Annotated in this window: 16 protein-coding genes; 10 read left to right on the top strand and 6 right to left on the bottom strand. The window is 61.5% G+C overall.

The genetic code is table 11. The annotated features are described in order from the left end of the window. Positions 1–100 precede the first annotated feature (100 nt). From ACX80F_RS09455 to ACX80F_RS09410, 10 genes are all read left to right on the top strand, one after another. On the top strand, positions 101–904 hold the full coding sequence (locus ACX80F_RS09455) for a carbohydrate ABC transporter permease (RefSeq protein WP_459336132.1): 804 nt from the start codon (positions 101–103) through the stop codon (positions 902–904). After that, a complete protein-coding gene (locus ACX80F_RS09450; RefSeq protein ID WP_459336131.1) occupies positions 901–1785 on the top strand; it encodes a carbohydrate ABC transporter permease in 885 nt (294 codons plus the stop codon). Before ACX80F_RS09455 ends, ACX80F_RS09450 begins: the two co-directional genes overlap by 4 nt. A 40-nt stretch (positions 1786–1825) precedes the next feature. Then, the gene (locus tag ACX80F_RS09445; protein WP_459336130.1) at positions 1826–3193 is read left to right on the top strand and encodes an ABC transporter substrate-binding protein; all 1368 of its coding nucleotides are present in this window, start codon (positions 1826–1828) and stop codon (positions 3191–3193) included. A 152-nt stretch (positions 3194–3345) separates the two neighbouring features. Then, a complete protein-coding gene (locus ACX80F_RS09440) occupies positions 3346–4467 on the top strand; it encodes a CaiB/BaiF CoA transferase family protein (protein WP_459336129.1) in 1122 nt (373 codons plus the stop codon). Next, entirely contained in the window at positions 4464–5252 is a 789-nt protein-coding gene (locus ACX80F_RS09435) for an enoyl-CoA hydratase (RefSeq protein ID WP_459336128.1), read from the top strand. Before ACX80F_RS09440 ends, ACX80F_RS09435 begins: the two co-directional genes overlap by 4 nt. Further along, positions 5252–6133, top strand: a complete 882-nt coding sequence (locus tag ACX80F_RS09430) for an amidohydrolase family protein (protein ID WP_459336127.1) — start codon at positions 5252–5254, stop codon at positions 6131–6133. Before ACX80F_RS09435 ends, ACX80F_RS09430 begins: the two co-directional genes overlap by 1 nt. 8 nt (positions 6134–6141) lie before the next feature. Beyond that, a complete protein-coding gene (locus tag ACX80F_RS09425) occupies positions 6142–7359 on the top strand; it encodes a fumarylacetoacetate hydrolase family protein (RefSeq protein ID WP_459336126.1) in 1218 nt (405 codons plus the stop codon). After that, positions 7359–8333 (top strand): C-terminal binding protein, encoded by a 975-nt coding sequence (locus tag ACX80F_RS09420; RefSeq protein ID WP_459336125.1) that lies wholly within the window; start codon positions 7359–7361, stop codon positions 8331–8333. The genes ACX80F_RS09425 and ACX80F_RS09420 overlap by 1 nt, the downstream gene beginning before the upstream one ends. A 25-nt stretch (positions 8334–8358) precedes the next feature. Then, positions 8359–9819 carry an aldehyde dehydrogenase (NADP(+)) gene (locus ACX80F_RS09415; protein ID WP_459336124.1) on the top strand — a complete coding sequence of 487 codons (1461 nt, stop codon included), beginning with the start codon at positions 8359–8361 and terminating at the stop codon, positions 9817–9819. Next, entirely contained in the window at positions 9816–10334 is a 519-nt protein-coding gene (locus tag ACX80F_RS09410) for a gamma carbonic anhydrase family protein (RefSeq protein ID WP_459336123.1), read from the top strand. Before ACX80F_RS09415 ends, ACX80F_RS09410 begins: the two co-directional genes overlap by 4 nt. A 68-nt stretch (positions 10335–10402) precedes the next feature. On the opposite strand, the gene ACX80F_RS09405 is transcribed toward ACX80F_RS09410, so the two are convergent. From ACX80F_RS09405 to ACX80F_RS09380, 6 genes are all read right to left on the bottom strand, one after another. Continuing rightward, positions 10403–12241, bottom strand: coding sequence for an ABC transporter ATP-binding protein (locus ACX80F_RS09405; protein WP_459336122.1), 1839 nt, complete (start codon positions 12239–12241; stop codon positions 10403–10405). A 141-nt stretch (positions 12242–12382) separates the two neighbouring features. After that, the gene (locus ACX80F_RS09400) at positions 12383–13378 is read right to left on the bottom strand and encodes a glycoside hydrolase family 26 protein (protein WP_459336121.1); all 996 of its coding nucleotides are present in this window, start codon (positions 13376–13378) and stop codon (positions 12383–12385) included. Positions 13379–13414: 36 nt separating this feature from the next. Beyond that, the gene (locus ACX80F_RS09395; protein WP_459336120.1) at positions 13415–14365 is read right to left on the bottom strand and encodes an ROK family protein; all 951 of its coding nucleotides are present in this window, start codon (positions 14363–14365) and stop codon (positions 13415–13417) included. Between the two features lie 118 nt (positions 14366–14483). Continuing rightward, positions 14484–17102: a glycoside hydrolase family 2 protein gene (locus tag ACX80F_RS09390; RefSeq protein WP_459336119.1), complete on the bottom strand. Its 2619-nt coding sequence runs from the start codon at positions 17100–17102 to the stop codon at positions 14484–14486. After that, the gene (locus tag ACX80F_RS09385) at positions 16991–17905 is read right to left on the bottom strand and encodes a carbohydrate ABC transporter permease (RefSeq protein WP_459336118.1); all 915 of its coding nucleotides are present in this window, start codon (positions 17903–17905) and stop codon (positions 16991–16993) included. Before ACX80F_RS09385 ends, ACX80F_RS09390 begins: the two co-directional genes overlap by 112 nt. After that, positions 17902–18840, bottom strand: a complete 939-nt coding sequence (locus ACX80F_RS09380) for a carbohydrate ABC transporter permease (protein WP_459336117.1) — start codon at positions 18838–18840, stop codon at positions 17902–17904. The genes ACX80F_RS09385 and ACX80F_RS09380 overlap by 4 nt, the downstream gene beginning before the upstream one ends. Between the last annotated feature and the right edge of the window lie 135 nt (positions 18841–18975).

The raw sequence follows: 18975 nt of genomic DNA, 5'->3' as shown, positions 1-18975 counted from the left end.
AAGGGTTTCTCGGCGGCGTCGGTCCCGTAGGGAAGCGCTGGCCGCGTTCGGGTTCCTGTCTCCATTCATCGTAGGACTTCTGTTTTTGACCGTAGGGCCAATGCTCTACTCCTTGTACCTGTCCTTCACCAGCTATGACCTCCTGGCGCCCCCGGTGTGGGTAGGACTGGACAACTACGAACGGATGGCTGCGGCCGACCCCCGATTCATCGACTCGGTACAGGTGACCTTCCTGTACGTCGTCGTCTCGGTGCCGGCCGTGCTCATCGCCTCCCTGGGCGTAGCGCTGATCCTCAACCAGGGCATGAAGGCACTGTCGGTGTACCGTGCGGCGTTCTACCTGCCGTCCCTGATCGGCGGCAGCGTCGCTATCGCTTTGCTCTGGCGCCAGGTTTTCGGGCAGGAAGGAATCTTCAATCAGGTCCTGGCTGTCTTCGGTATCCAGGGCCAGAGCTGGATTGGCAATCCCAACAGCGCGCTATACACGCTCGTGGTTCTGAACGTCTGGACATTCGGCTCGACCATGATCATCTTCCTTGCTGGACTCCGCCAGGTGCCCCGCGAGTTGCACGAAGCGGCTTCCGTGGACGGCGCCAACGTTTTTCGGCGCTTCCGCCATGTAACCCTGCCGCTGCTCACTCCGCTGATCTTCTTCAACATCCTGATGACCACGATCAATGCGTTTCAGGCGTTCACCCCGGCTTATGTGGTCAGTGGCGGCACCGGCGGCCCCTTGAACTCGACCTTGTTCTACACCCTGTATCTGTATCAGCGCGGTTTCGCCAATCTTGAAATGGGGTATGCCTCCGCCATGGCGTGGGCACTGGTCGTCGTGCTCGGAATCTTCACCGCCCTCCTGTTCGCATCGGCCCGGCACTGGGTCCATTACGGAGACGAACGATGACCACACACGCGCCCGCTCGTACGAAGCCCCTCTTCGGACGCACCCCGTCCCGCAACAAACTGGTGCTGGGGATTGCCAGGCACTTCACGATGATTGTCATCTTGATTGTCATCCTTTACCCCCTGCTGTGGATGGTGGGGGCCTCCTTCCGCCCGGCGAATGAAACGTTCACGACGCTCAGTCTCTGGCCGGGTAACTTCACACTGGACAACTATGTGGACGGCTGGACCCTGGGGTCCTTCACCTTCTCGCGGTACTTCCTCAACTCCCTCCTGATCACCTTGCTGTGCGTGGTGGGCAATGTCATCGCCTGCGCTCTCGCGGCTTACGCCTTTGCCCGGCTCGAGTTCCCTTTCAAGAGGACGCTCTTCGCCGTCATGCTCGGCACGATGCTGCTGCCCTACCACGTCACGCTGGTCCCGCAGTATGTGTTGTTCAACGAGTTGGCGTGGATCAACACGATCCTGCCGCTGACGGTCCCGAAGTTCCTAGCCACAGACGCCTTTTTCATCTTCCTGATGGTCCAGTTCATGCGGACTCTTCCCCGGGAACTGGACGACGCAGCACGGCTGGATGGTTGCGGTCATGTCGGCATCTTCCGCCGGGTCATCCTGCCCCTATCCATCCCGGCGCTGGGCACGACAGCGCTGTTCACCTTCATCAACACGTGGAACGACTTCCTCGGTCCACTGCTCTATCTCAACCGTCCGGAACTCTGGACAGTCACTCTGGGGCTCAACAGTTTCCTGGATGCCACAGGGGAGTCCTCCTTCGGGCCCCTGTTCGCCATGGCGACGCTTTCACTGGCACCCGTTGTGGGGTTCTTCTTCGCCGCACAGCGACTGCTAATCGAGGGAATCGCTACCAGCGGGCTGAAATAGCGCCGCTGCAACAGCCACACAACGATCACCGACACAACTCATGGAGGAAACAATGACGATTCAATCTTCAGTCAAACGACGCTGGCCGCGCAGAACCGTGGCAGCGGGGGCACTGGGAGTCCTGCTCACAGTGTCCGCATGCGGAGGCGGCACCAGTGTAGGAGAAGGTCCCGGCGGCGAGGTCCAGGACGGGCAGGGCGAGGTCACAGGGAGCGCCCGGCTGGCCTGGTGGGGCGCCGGCCAGCGCAATGAAGTGACCAACGCCGTCGCGGACAACTTCGAGGAAGCAAACGAGGGTGTCACCATCGAGCGCGAGTTTGCCGATTTTGGGGCATACTTCCAGCGGCTGAACGTCCAGGGCAGCAGCGGGAACCTGCCTTGCCTCACGCAGATGCAGGGACGCCAACTGAATGACTACACGTCCCGCGACCTGTTTCTTCCGCTCGATCCGATGATCGAGTCCGGTGCGATCGACGTCAGCGACATCCCGGAAGAGGTCCTCGACACCGGTCGCGGTGAGGACGGCAACCTGTACATGGTGCCCTATGGGGCCGCCTACGACGCCCTGGTAGTGAATGAAACCCTCGTGGAGCAGGCAGGCAGTGAAATGCTGCCCGAGGGATACACCTGGGATCAGCTGGTGGACTGGGCTACCGAAATGCAGCCAAACCTGCCCGACGGCGTCTCCGCACTCTCGCTGAGTGGCGGCAGGCCGAACTTCCTCATCAGCTACATGGCAGCGAACGGGGAGACCCTCTTCGAAGACGGTCAACTCGGGTTCTCCGAAGAGTCGCTGGTCGAGTACTGGACCATGTGGGAGGAAATGCGTAAGGCCGGCGTCACAGCCACGCCTGCGCAAATGAGCGAACAGCCAGAACAACCAGAACAGAGCTACGTCTCCCGCGGCGTGACCGTCGCTGACACTGCGCCCGGGAACTCGCTCATCACCTCCCAGGCCACATTGGACGGCATCGGCAACGGGCAAGAACTCACATCCCTTCCCCTTCCGTCCGGCGATGCCGGACCCGGAAACGTCCTGTTCACCTCCGGGTTCGCCATCCCGGTGAACTGCGACAACATCCCGACGGCGGCGGCCTTCATCGACTTCTGGGCGAACGATGACGAGTCCGCAAGCATCTTCGCGTCATCCAACGGAGCCGTCACAAACTCCGGCCACCTCGACACGCAACTGCAGAATCCCGAACTACCAGAGCTTCGGAAGCATGACCTTGAGCTGTACCAGCAGATCGCAGCCTCTGAACCACCCACGGTCGTCTACCCTCCCGGATACCAAGCGACCTTCGAGGAATCCTTCACCCGCGCCTACGAACGCGTCAGCTTCGGGGAGGTCTCAATCGAACAGGCAGTGTCCGACTTCTTCACAGAAGTAAACGCAGGTCTCGGGTAACGCGGGGTAGTACCGCTGGCAGAGGGCGGCGCCCGTCATCGCCCTCTGCCACCTCCCTCCCTACTTTCCGATCAAGACCTTCTGAAAAGGAGACCACTGTGCACCCATCATCCTCCCGCCCTGCCGACCCACCTGCTGAGGCGCTGACCGGAATGACTGTCCTTGACCTGACCCAAGTGATGGCAGGACCGTTCTGCACCATGGTGCTCGCCGACCTCGGCGCAGACGTCGTCAAGATCGAGAACCCGACGGACGGTGACCAGACCCGGCGCTCATGGGGGACATCCGGCAAAGGGGAGGACAGCCGAGCCTTTATGAGCCTCAACCGGAACAAGCGCAGCGTCACGCTAGACCTGAAAACCCCTGCAGGTCTCCAGGCTTTCTACAAACTCGTAGAGACCGCGGATGTGGTGATCGAAAACTGGAGACCGGGTGTCGCAGAGCGGTTGGGCCTCGGGTTCGACACCCTGATCGAGATCAACCCCCGCCTGGTCGTTGCGAGCATCTCCGGCTTTGGCACAACGGGCCCCTATGCCACCCGGCCAGGCTATGACCTGATCGCGCAGGCCATGGCCGGAGTCATGAGCATCACGGGCGAACCCGGTGGCCGGCCGGTCAAAAGCGGCCTCCCAGTCGCAGACCTCGGTGCGGGCCTCTTCTGCGCCGTCGGGATCCTCGCGGCATGGCATTCGAGCAAGGAAACCGGCGAGGGCCAGTACCTCGAGACGTCCCTGTTCGAATCGACCCTCGCCCTCTCCGTCTGGGAGTCGACGGAATTCTGGACGACCGGTGCAGCACCCCTCGCCCTTGGATCTGCGAACCGTATGTCGGCGCCATATCAGGCTTTGGCCACGAAGGACGGGTTCATCACCGTCGGAGCGAATAACGATCGACTGTGGAATCGCCTCTGCACGGTCACCGAACTAGAGAACCTAGTGACAGATCCGCGTTTCATCGACAACCCCAGCCGGATGACAAACCGTGTGGAACTGGTTGCCGAATTGGAGTCCACCTTCGTAAAGAAGACCACGGCTGACTGGGTAGATCTCCTTCTCGGAGCAGGCGTGCCAGCCGGTCCGATCCAGGACTATCAGCAGGTCCTCGAGGAGGACCCCCACGTCAAGGACCGGAACATGGTTCAAGTCATGGAGCATCCGGTGGAGGGACAAGTGAAGGTCATCGCTTCGCCCCTGCGGCTCAGCAAAACCCCTCCTCGCATCCGACGGCATCCCCCTCTGCTCGGAGAGCACAACGATGAAGTGCTGGGATCATGAACCCGATACCTGTCAGCGAGGACCAGATCGTGGTCGAGAGGATCGGTTCCGTCCTCCACGTGACACTGTCCAATCCGGGGCGCCATAACGCCCTGACCTGGCGTATGTATGACGAATTCTCGGACGCGATCGAGCAGGCCTCCACGGATCCCTCGATCAGGGTCATCGTTATCCGCGGCGAAGGAAAAGCCTTCGCCGCCGGTACCGACATCACCCAGTTCGCGTCCTTCACCACCGGCGAGCAGGGACTCGAGTACGAGCAGCGCATCGGAGCGATCCTCCAGAAGTTGTTGGCCCTCGACATCCCGGTGGTCGCCGCTGTCGATGGTCCCGCGGTCGGGGCCGGGCTGGCAATCGCCGCCTGCTCCGACGTCGTGATCGCCACCGAATCGGCGACCTTTGGGGTTCCTATCGCCCGCACGGTGGGCAATTGCATCCCGCCGGCTGTGCTGAGGCGGCTACAAGCCCGGATGGGGCACGGGCGCACCATGGCCATGCTCCTCACCGCGTCGCTCCTCCCTGCTGAGGAAGCACAAAAGGCCGGATTTGTGTACAAGGTGGTTCCACGAAATGACCTCGAAGACACACTGACCCGGCTCAGTACCAGGATGAGTCGGACCGCGCCGGTCACCATCGCCGCGCTCAAGGAGATGGATCGGCGTCTCCAGGACGATCCGACCGCCGATGCCGACGACCTTCTCCTCCGGTGCTATGGCAGCGCCGATTTCCAGGAGGGCGTTGCCGCCTTCACAGAGCGCCGCGTACCCGAATGGAAGGGACACTGATGTCTGAACAGGAGCAGTCACCACGCGTCATCGACGCGCACCACCACTACTGGAAGCTCGAAGCGCAGGAGCAGGCCTGGCGCACCGCAGAGCACAGCCACATCGCACGGGACTACGAACCCGCTGATCTGGCCGCCGAACTTGTCGGCTCCGGGGTCGACGCGACGGTCCTCATCCAGTCGGTCGACAGCAGCGACGAGAACGATCGACTCGCAGCCTATGCCTCCTCGTGCGCCACGGTAGCGGGTGTCGTCGGCTGGCTCCCGCTCGAGGACCCCGAAGCGGCCAGAGCAGAGCTCGCGCGAGCCGATACGGCGTCATGGAAGGGCGTGCGCTGCCTCGTGGGCAAGCGGCCCCTCGACTGGCTGGACACACCCGATGTCATCTCGCTTTTCCAGGACCTCGCCGACCGGGGACTGTCCTGGGACATCGTTCCCGTGACGCCCGATCAGGTGTCAGCGGTCGGTGCCCTGACTAGGTCCGTGCCGCATCTGCGGGTAGTGCTCGATCACCTCGCTCGCCCTCCGGTGGACGCCGGTGGCTGGGAGCCATGGGCGGGGCAGATCGCTGAATTGGCGACGTCGCCCACGGTACACATCAAGATCTCCGTGGGCATCGACGTCCTTACAGGCTGGGCCCAGTGGCGGCCCGCCGAACTGGCCCGTTACGTCGAATGGGCCCTGACGAACTTCGGGCCGCAGCGGTCGATGCTCGCGAGCAACTGGCCCGTCATCCTGCTGCAGCGCAGTTACCGTCACGCCTGGCAGGACCTCTCAGCTCTGGTGGCCGGGACGGGGCTTTCCGCCGAGGACCTGGCTGCCGTCCATGGGGGAGCCGCCATCAAAGCCTACGGGCTGCAAGAACACGCCACCGCCACGTGAAGGATCACGTGAGCACGAGTCTGCGAAAGAAGCCCATGCAACTCCTCGAAGATCATGCCGATGTCCTGCCAGTAGATGCGGGCGCAGCGACGCTCGTCGGTCGGGTGTTCGATCCCGATATCAACGGCCCTTGCGTCGTCGTCGTGCGAGATAACCGGCTCCTCGACGTAACTAGCTCCTTTCCCACCATGACTGATCTGCTCGAAACCTCCGATCCCGCGCGACGGGTTGCGGCGGAGGAAGGAACCCGTAATTGGGACCTCCACGAGGTCCTGCACAGCTCGCTGAATGAGCGCGGAGTCGGGACCCGACTTCTGGCTCCCGTCGATCTCTCCGTCCTTAAAGCAGCCGGCGTGACTTTCGCGCACTCCCTGATGGAACGGCTGATCGAGGAAAGAGCAGGCGGTGATAAACGCGCTGCCAGCTCGTTCCGGGATGAGCTCGAACAGCTAGTGGGAGCAGACCTGGCAACGGTCCGCCCGGGCAGTGTCGACGCGGACGCCCTGAAAGCCGAGTTGTCAGCCAAAGGCCTGTGGTCGCAGTACCTCGAGGTGGGCCTCGGCCCCGACCCGGAGGTGTTCACCAAGGGGCCGGTCCTCTCCGCTGTGGGATGCGGACAGGAGATCGGGGTGGCGTCTGTTTCATCGTGGAACAACCCAGAACCGGAGGTGGTAATCGCCGTCACATCCCGGGGGACCGTTGTGGGCGCGACCCTCGGCAACGACGTCAACCTCCGTGATGTGGAAGGCCGGTCAGCCCTGCTGCTGCCGAAAGCGAAGGACAACAACGCTTCGGCCGCCGTCGGCCCGTTCATCCGCCTGTTCGACGACACCTTCACCCTCGACGACGTCCGCAACGCCGATGTGCGGCTCCAGGTACTCGGCGAGGACGACGACTTCGTACTCGACGGTGCCAGCTCCATGCCCCTCATCTCCAGGGACCCCGAGGAACTGGCCCGCTACACGGTGGGGGAATCGCACCAATATCCCGACGGCATCTTGCTCTATTTGGGGACCCTCTTCGCCCCGAGCATCGACAGGGACGGTGCGGACATGGGATTCACCCATCACCTGCGGGACATCGTCCGGATCTCAAGCCCGCAACTCGGGACCTTGGTCAACCGCGTCAATTCATCCGAAGCGGCCCCGCCGTGGGAGTTCGGGATACGCGACCTCATCCGGAACCTTTCGCAGCGCGGCTTAGCGGCGTCGGTAGGAGGCTCGTAATGCGGATCGTCGTCGCCGACCACAACTTCGCCTCGCTCGAGAACGAGCGCTCCGCGGCGGCGGCCCTAAGCGCACGTTTCGAGGTCTACCAGGCCGCGACAGAAGAGGCGGCGCGGGACGCGGTTCGGGGAGCCGACGTCGTGCTCGTGAACTTCGCACCCATGACCGCGGCAGTCCTCACCGCAATGCCGAAGGGGTCCGTCGTCATCCGGTACGGCATCGGGTACGACAACGTCGACCTCGATGCAGCGAACCGACGGGGAATTTCGGTCTGCAACGTCCCCGATTACGGAGCTGACACGGTCGCTGACCACACGCTCAGCCTCATCCTCGTGCTCGCGCGCAAGATCATACAATTCGACCGAGTCCTCGGTTCCGGCGATTGGATCTCACCACCGTCGCTGGCGCCGATCCGGGCATCCAGGGACACCGTGATTGGCCTGATCGGGCTTGGTCGCATCGGGCTCGGCGTCGTCGCCCGGCTCACACCCTTCGGATTTCCGGTCCTGGCCTTCGACCCCTTCATCGATCCGTCCGTCGCAGCGGACAACGGCATCGAGCTCGTCGACCTCGACACGCTTTTCCGGCGCGCACACGTCATCTCGCTTCACGCCCCCGCAACCACCGAGACGTACAAAGTGGTCAACGCCCAAAATCTCTCCAAGATGCAGCCCGGATCTTTCGTCGTCAATACGGCACGCGGGACCCTGGTGGATCAGGACGCCGTCCTGGCCGCCCTGGACTCCGGACAGCTCGCCGGTGCAGCACTCGATGTCTTCGATCCGGAGCCGTTGCCGGCAGATCACGGATTGCGGAAGCATCCCCGCGCGATCCTGACGCCCCACGCAGCCTTCTACTCTGAAGCTTCGCTGGCCGCACTCCAGCGCCTCGCCGCCGAGGAAGCGTCCCGGGCGGGTCGCGGCGAAGCGCTCCGCTGCGTCGTCAACAAACCCCAGATACCACGCCCGGCATGATCCGCTCCGGAAAGGACCAACACCTATGAGGCCCTCGTACAAGAACACATCCACGAGTGAGCTCGAGCAGATCCTCGCTGCCGCGGCGGGCGCAACCGACCCCTGGGCCGCGACAGCACCGCTCACGCGAGCCAGCGCCCTGCGCACCATCGCCGAACACCTCGACAAGCAAGCCGACCCCCTCCTCGCCATAGGGATCCGGGAGACTTTCCTGCCGGAAGCCCGCCTGCGCGGCGAACTTATCCGAACCACATTCCAACTGAGACTATTTGCCGACCTCCTAGCCGACGGCTCGTATCAAGACGTCCGCATCGATACCGAGGACCCGCAATGGCCGATGGGCGCCGCCCGCCCGGATTTGCGTCGCCTACTGGAACCCGTCGGACCCGTACTGGTGTTCGCGGCCAGCAACTTCCCCTTCGCATTCAGTGGGGCAGGCGGCGACACCGCGGCCGCTCTCGCTGCCGGGTGTCCCGTCATCCTCAAAGCGCATCCCGGTCATCCCGAGCTCACCATCGCGACCGCAGAAGTCATTCAGAAAGCGCTCAGTGTGTCTGGCGCTCCTTTGGGGCTTTATTCGGTAATTTCCGGTCTCGACATTGGGCGTGCGGCCCTGATGGACGCCCGGGTCCAGGCCGGCTCCTTCACCGGCTCCATTGCTGCGGGTCGTTCACTCTTCGACCTCGCCAACTCGCGAGAGACACCCATTCCGTTTTACGCAGAGATGGGCAGCGTGAACCCGTCCTTCGTCACCAAAGCGGCGGCAACGTCGCGAGGTGCCGACATCGCGTCGGCCTTCTTCACCTCCATGACGTCAAGTTCCGGCCAACTCTGCACGAAGCCCGGCGTGCTGATTGTTCCGGAAAGCATGCTTTCCCACCTGCGCCTACAGACACCTCCGCCGCCGGCGCCCCTGCTCAATGACGGGATTCAGGAAGGCTACGTCCGTTCCCTTCAGGAACTCGCCGAGCATGCCGGCGTCACCCCTCTTCTGGAGACCACGGAAGCTTTTTCGACTCCACCGCGTGCGACGCTCCTAACAGCCTCCCTCGAAGACGTCCTGAAGGACCCGTCCAATCTGCTCGCAGAGCGCTTCGGTCCGGCAGCACTAGTCGTCACCTATGAAAACGAGGCCGACCTGCAGCGACTCGCGCGCGTCCTCGAAGGTCAACTGACCGCCAGCATCCACGCCGAAGAGGACGACGACGTCAAGCAGCTCATCCGGGAGCTTGCCAAGCGCGCGGGCCGCCTCCTGTGGAACCAATGGCCTACCGGCGTATCGGTGACCCATGCACAGCATCACGGCGGGCCCTATCCTGCAACCACCCATGCTGGGACAACCTCAGTCGGAACCGCCGCGATTCTTCGATTCCTCCGGCCCGTCGCCTATCAGGGTTTTCCCCAACACCGGCTCCCGGAAGTTCTGCGCGATGACGCGGCAGTGTCTGGTATTCGGATGATCAACGGCACGCTGGTGTCAGCATGAGCATCATCTCGTTCCGCGGCCGCACCCCCGCTGTGCACGACAAAGCCTTCATAGCACCGACCGCAACCCTTATCGGCGACGTCACAATAGGGCAGGCATCGAGCGCATTCTATGCGGTCACCATTCGCGCGGACACGACACCCATCCGGATTGGCGAGGGATCCAACCTTCAGGACAACGTCGTCGTACACGCGGACCCCGGTTATCCTGCAATCATCGGCGACCGCGTCAGCGTTGGACACGGGGCGGTGGTACACGGATGTTTCATCGAAGACGACTGCCTGATCGGCATGCATGCCACAATCATGAATGGAGCGATCATTGGCGCTGGGTCATTGATTGCGGCAGGAGCAGTGGTGCTCGAAGGGACGGTTGTTCCACCTCGCTCGCTCGTTACAGGAGTACCAGCTAAGGTTCGACGCCAGTTAACCGATGACGAGGTGATCGGTGTAAAAGCCAACGCGAAGCAGTACCGTAGCCTCGCCGAAGAGCACCAGCGAGCATGCGGGGAGTAGAACACCTTTACCATCTAAGCGTTGCCATTAATCGCCGATAATCGACGTTATGTCTTAGAGAAGTCTGCTCATCGCGTTTGAAGGGTGTACATCTTCGCATAAGGGCCCTCAGCGGCGAGGAGTTCTTCGTGCGTACCGATTTCGACTGCTCGGCCACTGTCCAAGAGCACGATCCGGTCCGCGGAGCGGATCGTCGAGAGTCGGTGGGCCACGATCAAAGTCGTTCTTCCATGGCGCAGGTTTGCAAGCGCGTCTTGAACAAGTTGTTCTGACTCGCTGTCCAAGGCGCTTGTTGCCTCGTCCAGCAGGAGGACCCGCGGGTCTCTGATCAAGGCGCGAGCGATGGAGATTCGTTGTCGCTGTCCACCCGACAAGCGGGCTCCACGTTCACCCAGCAAGGTGTCGACACCGTTGGGGAGTGTCCGAACGAAGTCGGGTGCGTTCGCCTCCTGAAGTGCTTGCCAGATCGATTCGTCATTAACGTTGTCGAGCCCATAAGCGATGTTGTCCCGGATCGATCCGGAGAAGAGTACGGATTCCTGGGGTACCACCGAGATGTGGCGACGCACCGTGCGTAGGTCGAGTGATTCCATGTCGGCGCCGTCAAGCAGCAGGCGGCCGCTGGTTGGTCGGAGAAAACCGAGGGCGAGGTTCAGCACCGTGGATTTGCCGGACCCTGATTTGCCAACGAAGGCGATGGTCTCTCCGGGGCTAATGTCCAGGCTGAGACTGTGAACGGCGAGATCTTCTTCCTCCGGGTAGCGGAAGTCGACGCGCTCAAAAGTCAGATGCCCGTCTGTATGAAGGATCTGGTGCTTGCCGCTGTTTCGCTCAATATCTGGTTCCTGAAGCACCTCGCCGATGGAACGAAGGGATTCACGTCCCTTTGTGAGCAAGGGGGCGAGGTTGAGAAGGTTCAGGACCGAGTTTGTGAGCATCACGAAGTAGGTACTCAGTAGTATCACCTGTCCTGCGGTGATTGGGAGCAGGCCGCTCACCGAGAGTGCTGCTGCACCAATGAGACAGGCTATGGACAGTAGTTGGAAGGAACCCCATGCCAGCGCACCGAACCGGCCGTTCAGCATGTCAAGGCTAAATCCTGAGTTCCGTACAGCTTTTGCCGTCGTGAGAACCCGTTGCGTGGCAACTTGCTCAAGGCCGTGTGCACGGGTTATCGGGAGGAGCATCGCCATTTCGCCTACCTGTGATGAGAACTGTTCGATGTCTCGACGAAAGAGCTCGTTCTTCTGGTGGGAACGACGGCGCACTCCTTGGATGAGTACGACGGAAAGTGGCACGACCAGTATGAACAGCAGGAGGAAGGCGGGCACTTGAAGGGCGAGTACGGTCACGGCTCCGAGAATGACGCCGAGACCTGATAGGAGCGGGTTGGCTCCCTGTTGAAGCATCAGCTCGACGTTTTCAACATCTCGCACAACCTTGGTTTGGATGACCGACGAGCTGGACCTCCCGTGGAATCCGATGGACAACACCTGGAGACGGTGGGCGAGTTCGTTTCGTAGGGAAACACCCAGATCGCGGACCGTGGCACTGATCAACCGAACGAAGGTTTGGCTGGCAGGGTAGTTGAAGGCAATTAAGACCAGTGCTGCACAGCCGAGTAGTGCGAGTCTCTCCGGAGGCCCCCCTGCCACTACCGTGTCGATTACGGCCGCCGTGATGACGGGCAGCACCCAGACGGGACTGTCTTTCACGAGGTAGGCGATGACCGCGATCAAAAGCTTCACGCGAGCTGGTTTTAGTGCCTGCACCAGCCCGGAGAATGGGCGATCGGATGTGATGAAGCCACTGTCGAAGTCGCGTTTCCCTCTGCTCACAGCGCCGATGTTTGGGGCCGTTTCGTTGCTGGCGGGTTCTCCGGATCCTGAGCGGATACGTTTCTTCATGAGAGGAGCTCCATTCCGGCAGCTCGATAGGAGTCCTGAACTCCGCTGCGGCAAGTGATGAGTTGGACGACGCCGCCCCCCGTTCTGTCCGGGTTACCGCCGGCAGTGCTGGACCAATGAGCATCCGGCCTATGGGCATGTTCAGGGGAAAGCGATGTCGCCTTGGTGCATGACGCGTGGGTTGTAGTAGGTGTTTTTGATGTCTTGGTGGGTGTTGTTAGTTTCAAGCTGCTCTGACCAGTGCATGAAGTAGGTCCATCGCGGTTGGCTTGCGAATTGGCTTTCGGTGGGCATTTTGCCTACCTCCCCCAGAGCGAGGGGTTTGCCGGGGGCGAGGGCGAGGAGAGTTGAGTACTCCTGGGTTGAAGGGAAATTTTTGTACCAGGCGTCGAGGGTCACGAGGTCCACGTAGTCGTGTCCTGGGTAGAAGCCGGCGAAGTTCCCGTTGGCATTGTCCTGGACGTTCCACGCCCAGATGAGGTTCCCTAGTCCTTTTGTGTCATCGAGGTAGTCCCGGGTTATTTGGAAGAGCTTCGCTGATCCGTTTGGGCCGGTTCGGCCTCCCCACCAGGGCCATTGTTCGTTCATCTCGTGCAGGGGACGGAAGATGGCAGGGATACCCGCGTCGTCGAGCTGCTGCAGATGGGGGACGATCTCATCCAGGCGTGATTTCCACGCCCTGTTGAGAGCAGTTCCGTTGGTGACGAGCTCGTCCCATTGCGCATCGGTGAGGTTGCCGTTGATTGTCTCCCAGCTGCAGCTCGAGCTGCTGGTAGGGGGACATACGTGCCAGGTAAGAGTGACGAGTGATCCGTTGGCCCATTCGGTCTTGGCCTGGTTGATGACCGACTGACGGTTGCTCACATCGGTCGAGCTGAACAGGAAGTCGCCGCCCCATAGGCCTGGGCGTACACCGGTGATGGCTTGCACCCTATTGGTGTAGTAGGCCGGCTGCGCCGCTGGTTCTTTATTGTGCTGAGCGGCGATCACCTTGGTGCCCGAGATCGACTGCAGGTAACTGACGACGGTCGCTTTCGAGGTCCAGGAGAACGCTTGTGTGGGGGTGAAGGATGCTCCGACGAAGAGCAGGCAAAGGAGCACAATGGCAGGAGCGCGCCATGGGTTTTTGTGGAACATCTTTGTTCTACCTCTCGAGGTGATGAATCCTGCTACTCAGGCTGCGAGTTCCAGGGCGTGGGATTGGTGAATGAGGGCTGCGGCCCCAAGAAGAGGGCCCTCGTGTCCAAGTGCTGTTGCAACGATGCGGAGGTCCGTCGTGTAGTCCAGAACGCGCGATGAGTGGGCGGCTTCTCTCACGAGGTCGACGTAGTCACTGCTCACATTGATGAACCCGCCGCCGAGAGCCGCTACGTCCAGGTCGAGTAGCGTCGCAACGTTTGCAATGGCTAGCCCTACTGCTGCAGCTGAACGGCGAACCGCGGCTTGTGCAGTCGGGTCTCCTTGCTCGTAGGAGTGGGCGAGGTCTTCACCGGATGCGCCGATCCATCCTTGGCCTCGCGCCCAGGCGACTGTTTGCGGGCCGGATGCAAGATCTTCCAGTGTCCCTGCGTGGATGGGGGAGTGCGCGGTTTCTTTGGGGTGTAGCCGCATCTGTCCGATGTGGCCGGCGTTTCCTGACCGCCCAGCAATGAGTTTGTTTTGGAGGATGATGCCTCCACCGATGCCTGTCGAGATCACCATGGTGAGCGAATTGGACGATCCTTGCGTGGCTCCCTTCCAGGATTCGGCCAATGCGATACAGGTACCGTCAAGGCGCAAGGTGACAGGGCGTCCTGGCAGGAGCGTCCCGAGGTGAGCGCAGACCGCGAAGTCATGCAGATGCGGCAGATTCTTGGGACTGATGGTGCCTTCGTCGAGGTTTACAGGCCCTGCTGATCCGATACCGATTCCGATGATGGAGCTTCCGGCAGGTGCCCCAGCAATGGCCGCTCTGGCCGCGTCGCTGATGGCGGCGGTGATGCACTGCCTTGAGGTGGTTGAACCTGTGGGACGTCGGTGGAGGGTGCCGGTGACCACGGCTCCATCTGCAGTGATGAGACTGGCATCGACTTTTGTGCCACCGATGTCTACTGCAAGTGTCAGAAGTGGGCGTGAGGCATCCATGGAGGTCCCTATCTGGGGTGGGTCTACACACGTAGATTTGTAGACCTGTAGAAGTGTCGTGATGAAGCAGGTGCCGGTTCTGGCCTGCTGGTAGGCAGCAGGCCAGAAACGGGTGCAGCTAGGGAGTCGGGGCGAGCTCGCGCTGCTGAAGGAGCGCCCGCGTTCCCCAGTCGATGACCAACTGGTTTGCTGTCCGCAACACGTGCTTGGTCACGAAGCTCTCGGGTGTGACCCCCGCGGCGGAGGTGATGTGGAAGGTCACCGATTCCTGGGGGAGCAGCGTGACCATCATGTCGCTGACGACGGCATGGCGGTCGACCTTGTCGACGAGGAGCGTGAGGTCCCTGATCAGGTTTTCGGCGGTGATGGTCACCGAGTATCCCGTATCAGTGGCTGTAGCCTCGCTTGTGAAGCGCGCGGCTTCGAGGTTGGAATCCCGGTACTCCACATAGAACCAGGTTGCACGCTCGTTGCCGTAATCAACGACGAGAACCTCGTCCGCAACGTCACTTGTCGCAGCTACCTCGGCTGGAAGCTCAATCAGTTGTGAGGACCGTGCACTGACCGATGTGAGGTCAAGCTCGACGGAGACTATTTCGGTTCCATCGAAACGAAGCCGACGCGCTGTGAGGGTACCGTTCCAGGGTTCTGCGGCATCGTTGATGATTGCCACTGCGAGTTGCTCCCCGCGGGGCTGAATCGTGAGCATCCGGTCCGCGTAGACGTGTCGAAGTGCGTACAGGAGCGGCTTTGCGACCCCGTCTCCATCGACTGCGGCCCAGGAGGTGACGGGCCAGCAGTCATTGAGCTGCCAGATGACCGTTCCCATGCATCGCGGACTCCAGGAGCGCATGTGTTCGATGGCGAATGTCATCGCGTTGGCCTGGTTGAGGGACATAGCCCAGTGCCAGTCCTCGGTGTTGTTGGGGAGGGGAAGGTGCGCGACCAGCCCGTCGGTGAGCTTGTCGTTCCCGTCTGCGGCTTTTTGGTGTACCAGCATTCCGGGCGATTCGGGGGTGAGCGGATTGTCGGAGATGGCGCGCGTCATTGTTGACCATGAGGGCGGTCCTTGCCACCCGAATTCGGCGGCGAAACGTGGGACGACGTCGCGGTAGGTCGGGTAGTCCTGCCGGTTCCAGTGCTCCCAGAGGTGTACGGAGCCGTGTTCGATGTCGTTGGCGAAGACTTCCGGGCTTCCCGACCACGGGCTGCCTGGGGTGTAGTTGCAGGAGGGGTCCAGTTCGCTGACCAGCCGTGGCAGCAGGTCGAGGTAGTAGCCCATGCCCCAGGTCTTGCCTTCGAGTCGCTTCTTCCAGCCCCATTCGTCGAAGCCCCAGATGTTTTCATTGTTGCCGTTCCAAAGGACGAGGCTGGCGTGGGGCATGAGTCGTTCGATGTTGTCCCGGACTTCGGCTTCGACTTCGCTGCGCAGTGGTTCTTCCTCGGCGTAGCAAGCGCAGGCGAACAGGAAGTCCTGCCATGTCATGATGCCGCGTTCGTCGCAGAGTTCGAAGAAGTCGTCGGATTCGAAGACTCCACCGCCCCAGATTCGAAGCAGGTTGATGTTGGCGAATTCGGCTTGGTCCAGCCGTGCAGCTAGCCGTGTGCGGTCGACGCGGGGCAGGAAAGCATCATCGGGGATCCAGTTGGCGCCGCGAGCCCAGACGGGGGTGCCGTTGACGATGAAGCGGAAGCTGGTTCCCTCATCGTCGGGTTCGAGTTCCACTTTGACGGTCCGGAAGCCGATGCGGGATTCCCAGCCGGACACCCGGGAACCCTTGATTCCCAGATCGATACTCAGGTCATAGAGGGGTTGCTCACCGAAGCCGCGCGGCCACCACAGGTCGACGTCTTCGACGTCCAGGTTGATGGTGCAAGCGGTCTCGTCTTCTCCGATGGTTGTTGATTCCACGGCTCCTGCCTGAGGTATCGAGCCACTGATTTCGACCGGTCCTTGGGATGCTCGTTCGATCTCGACGACGACAGCTACCTGGCCGCGCGTTCCCTCGACGGTTGGTGTGGGCCGGACGCTGGCAAGCCTGGCACCGGACCATGAGTGCAGGCTGACCGGGCGCCAGATACCGCTTGTCGTGGCGTCCAGGCCCCAGTCCCAGCCGAAGTTGCATGCCGATTTGCGGATCGCGTTGTAGGGATGGAAATTCACGTGCGGCCGGTATCCGAGATTCAGGCTTTCGGCGTTGGCGTACTTGATGGGTGAGCTGAACTCGATGGTGAGAACGTTCAATCCCTGTCGCAGGGTCCTGTCGACAGGCACCCGGTACGTGCGGTGCTGGTTACGGGTGTTGGCTATCTCTGTGCCGTTGAGCAGGACACGGGCTACGGTGTCGAGTCCTTCGAAGACCAGGTCGTGGCGCTCATGACCATCGGGGGACCAGGCGAAGTTGGTGGTGTACTCCCAGTCGGACTGCCCGATCCAGGTGAGGAGCTTCTCGTTGCCGTCGAGGTAAGGATCGGGGATGAGTCCTTGTGCCATCAGGTCTGTGTGCACGGTCCCGGGGACGGTGGCTTCGATGGCGTGGCCGGCTATATGAGCAGGCACTGGTCCTGAGAGCGCTCGGAGGGTCCAGTCGTTGTGCAGGTGCTGGACAGTATGCAGATCGGTTGTCATTTTGTAGCTCCAGCTGTTAGTCCGTTGTAGATATAGCGTTGAAGGAAGATGAAGGCGATGATCGTCGGCACGATGACGAGGATGGTTCCGGCCGAGATGACCTGCCATTGGGAGCCGAAGGGCCCGGTGAAGCGGAAGAGCGATGTTGAGATCACACCGAGGTCCCTGGACGGCATGTACAGGAACGGGATGTAGAACTCGTTGTAAACCGCGATGCCTTTGATGATGACCACGGTCGCAATGGCCGGTTTCAGGAGCGGGAGGATGATCCGCCAGTAGATGGTGAATCGGTTCGCGCCGTCGATCATTGCTGCCTCGTCGAGTGAAGGCGAGATCGACTTCATGAACTGCAGGAAGATGTAGATCGCGATGATGTCCGTGCCCATGAAGAGGACCATCGCTGCGCCGCGGGTGTTGAAAAGGCCCAAGGCGTTGATGACCTGGAACGTCGCTACCTGAGTTGTGACGGCCGGAACAAGGGTTGCGAGAAGGAACGCGAAGATCACCAAGCGCCTCCCGCGGAAGGTGAAGCGATCGAGAGCGTAGGCGGCCATCGTTCCGATCAGGATCGTTCCGGTGACCGAGACGATGAGGATGATCGTGGTGTTGATGAACCCGGTGATCATGCCGCCGCTATCGAACGCCGTCACGAAGTTCGAGAAGTTGGTCCAGTTCTCGGGCGGGGTCAAGGGGCTGGTCGTGCGGAACTCCTCCTGAGTCTTGAAGGACGTCATGAGAATCGTCACCAAGGGCACGAGCGACACCAGTGCTGCAAGCACCAGGGAGACGTACTTCAACGTCCGAGCGGTGTACCGGGAGGTACGACCGGCCTCCTTGCGTTTTGGCAACTCGGCTCTGCCGCTGCTCTGGGATGTCTTGTCCGATGCAGAGGGGGTGACCTGCGAGCTCATCGTGAAGCCTCCTGGTCGTCGGGGAAGATGCGGCGCTGAATGAAGGTCACGAAGAGCACGATGAGCAGGAGAACGACTGCCATGGCTGACGCAAGCCCGACGTTCGCGTACTTGAACGCGGTGTTGATGGTTTCGATGACGAACGTCGCTGACCCGTTCGCGCCACCGGTCATGATGTACGGCATCTCGAATACCGAAAGCGCGCCGGCGATGGCGAGGGTGAAAGACAACCCGAGGATTCGGCTGATGCTGGGCAGGATGATGAACCGGAATTTTTGCCAGGAGGTCGCACCGTCGATGTCCGCTGCTTCGTACTGTTCCGAGGGGATCGACTGGATCGCGCCAAGGAACAGGATGAAGTTCAAACCCATATACCGCCACACGGAGGTACCTGCGAGGGAGATGTTCACGAGCGACGGGTCGCCGAGCCACAGCGGTGGATCGTTCACACCCGTCACTGCAAGCAGGGCGTCCAGTGTGCCGTCCGGGCGGAAGAAGTAGAGAAAGACCAGACCGATTGCTACCCCGTTGATGAGGTAGGGGAAAAAGATGAGCCCCTTGAAAAGGTTCTGGAAGCGGGTATTGAAGCTCAGCAGGGTGGCGAAGTAGAGCGCCAGCCCGAGCTGCACCACTGCACCGATCAGGTAGTAGATACTGACGAAGAAGACCTGGAATATGGATGGCTCGGTGAAGATCGCTGTGTAGTTCTCGAGCCCGACGAATTCCTTATCGACATCGATCCCGTTCCAGGAGGTGACGCTGTACCAGAACATGTTGGTGACGGGTACGTAGGTGAGCACCACCAGGAAAGCCAGCGGCGTGGCGAGGAAGAGCCACGGAGTGATGCGTGACTGCTTGCGCGACCGTTTGCGCTTGGAGGTGAGGTTTTGCTTGCTGCGGTCGGCTTGGCTGGCTTGTTGCGCTAGCAGTGCCATGGAGAATCCAATCCTGGGTGCTGTGGGGGGGGGGGGGGGGGGGGGGGGGGGGGGGGGGGGGGGGGGGGGGGGGGGGGGGGGGGGGGGGGGGGGGGGGGGGGGGGGGGGGGGGGGGGGGGGGGGGGGGGGGGGGGG

The organism is Arthrobacter sp. TMS2-4 (assembly GCF_054511075.1).
The sequence above is the reverse complement of the archived record's forward strand: the minus strand, read 5'-3'. Positions and strand labels throughout refer to the sequence as shown.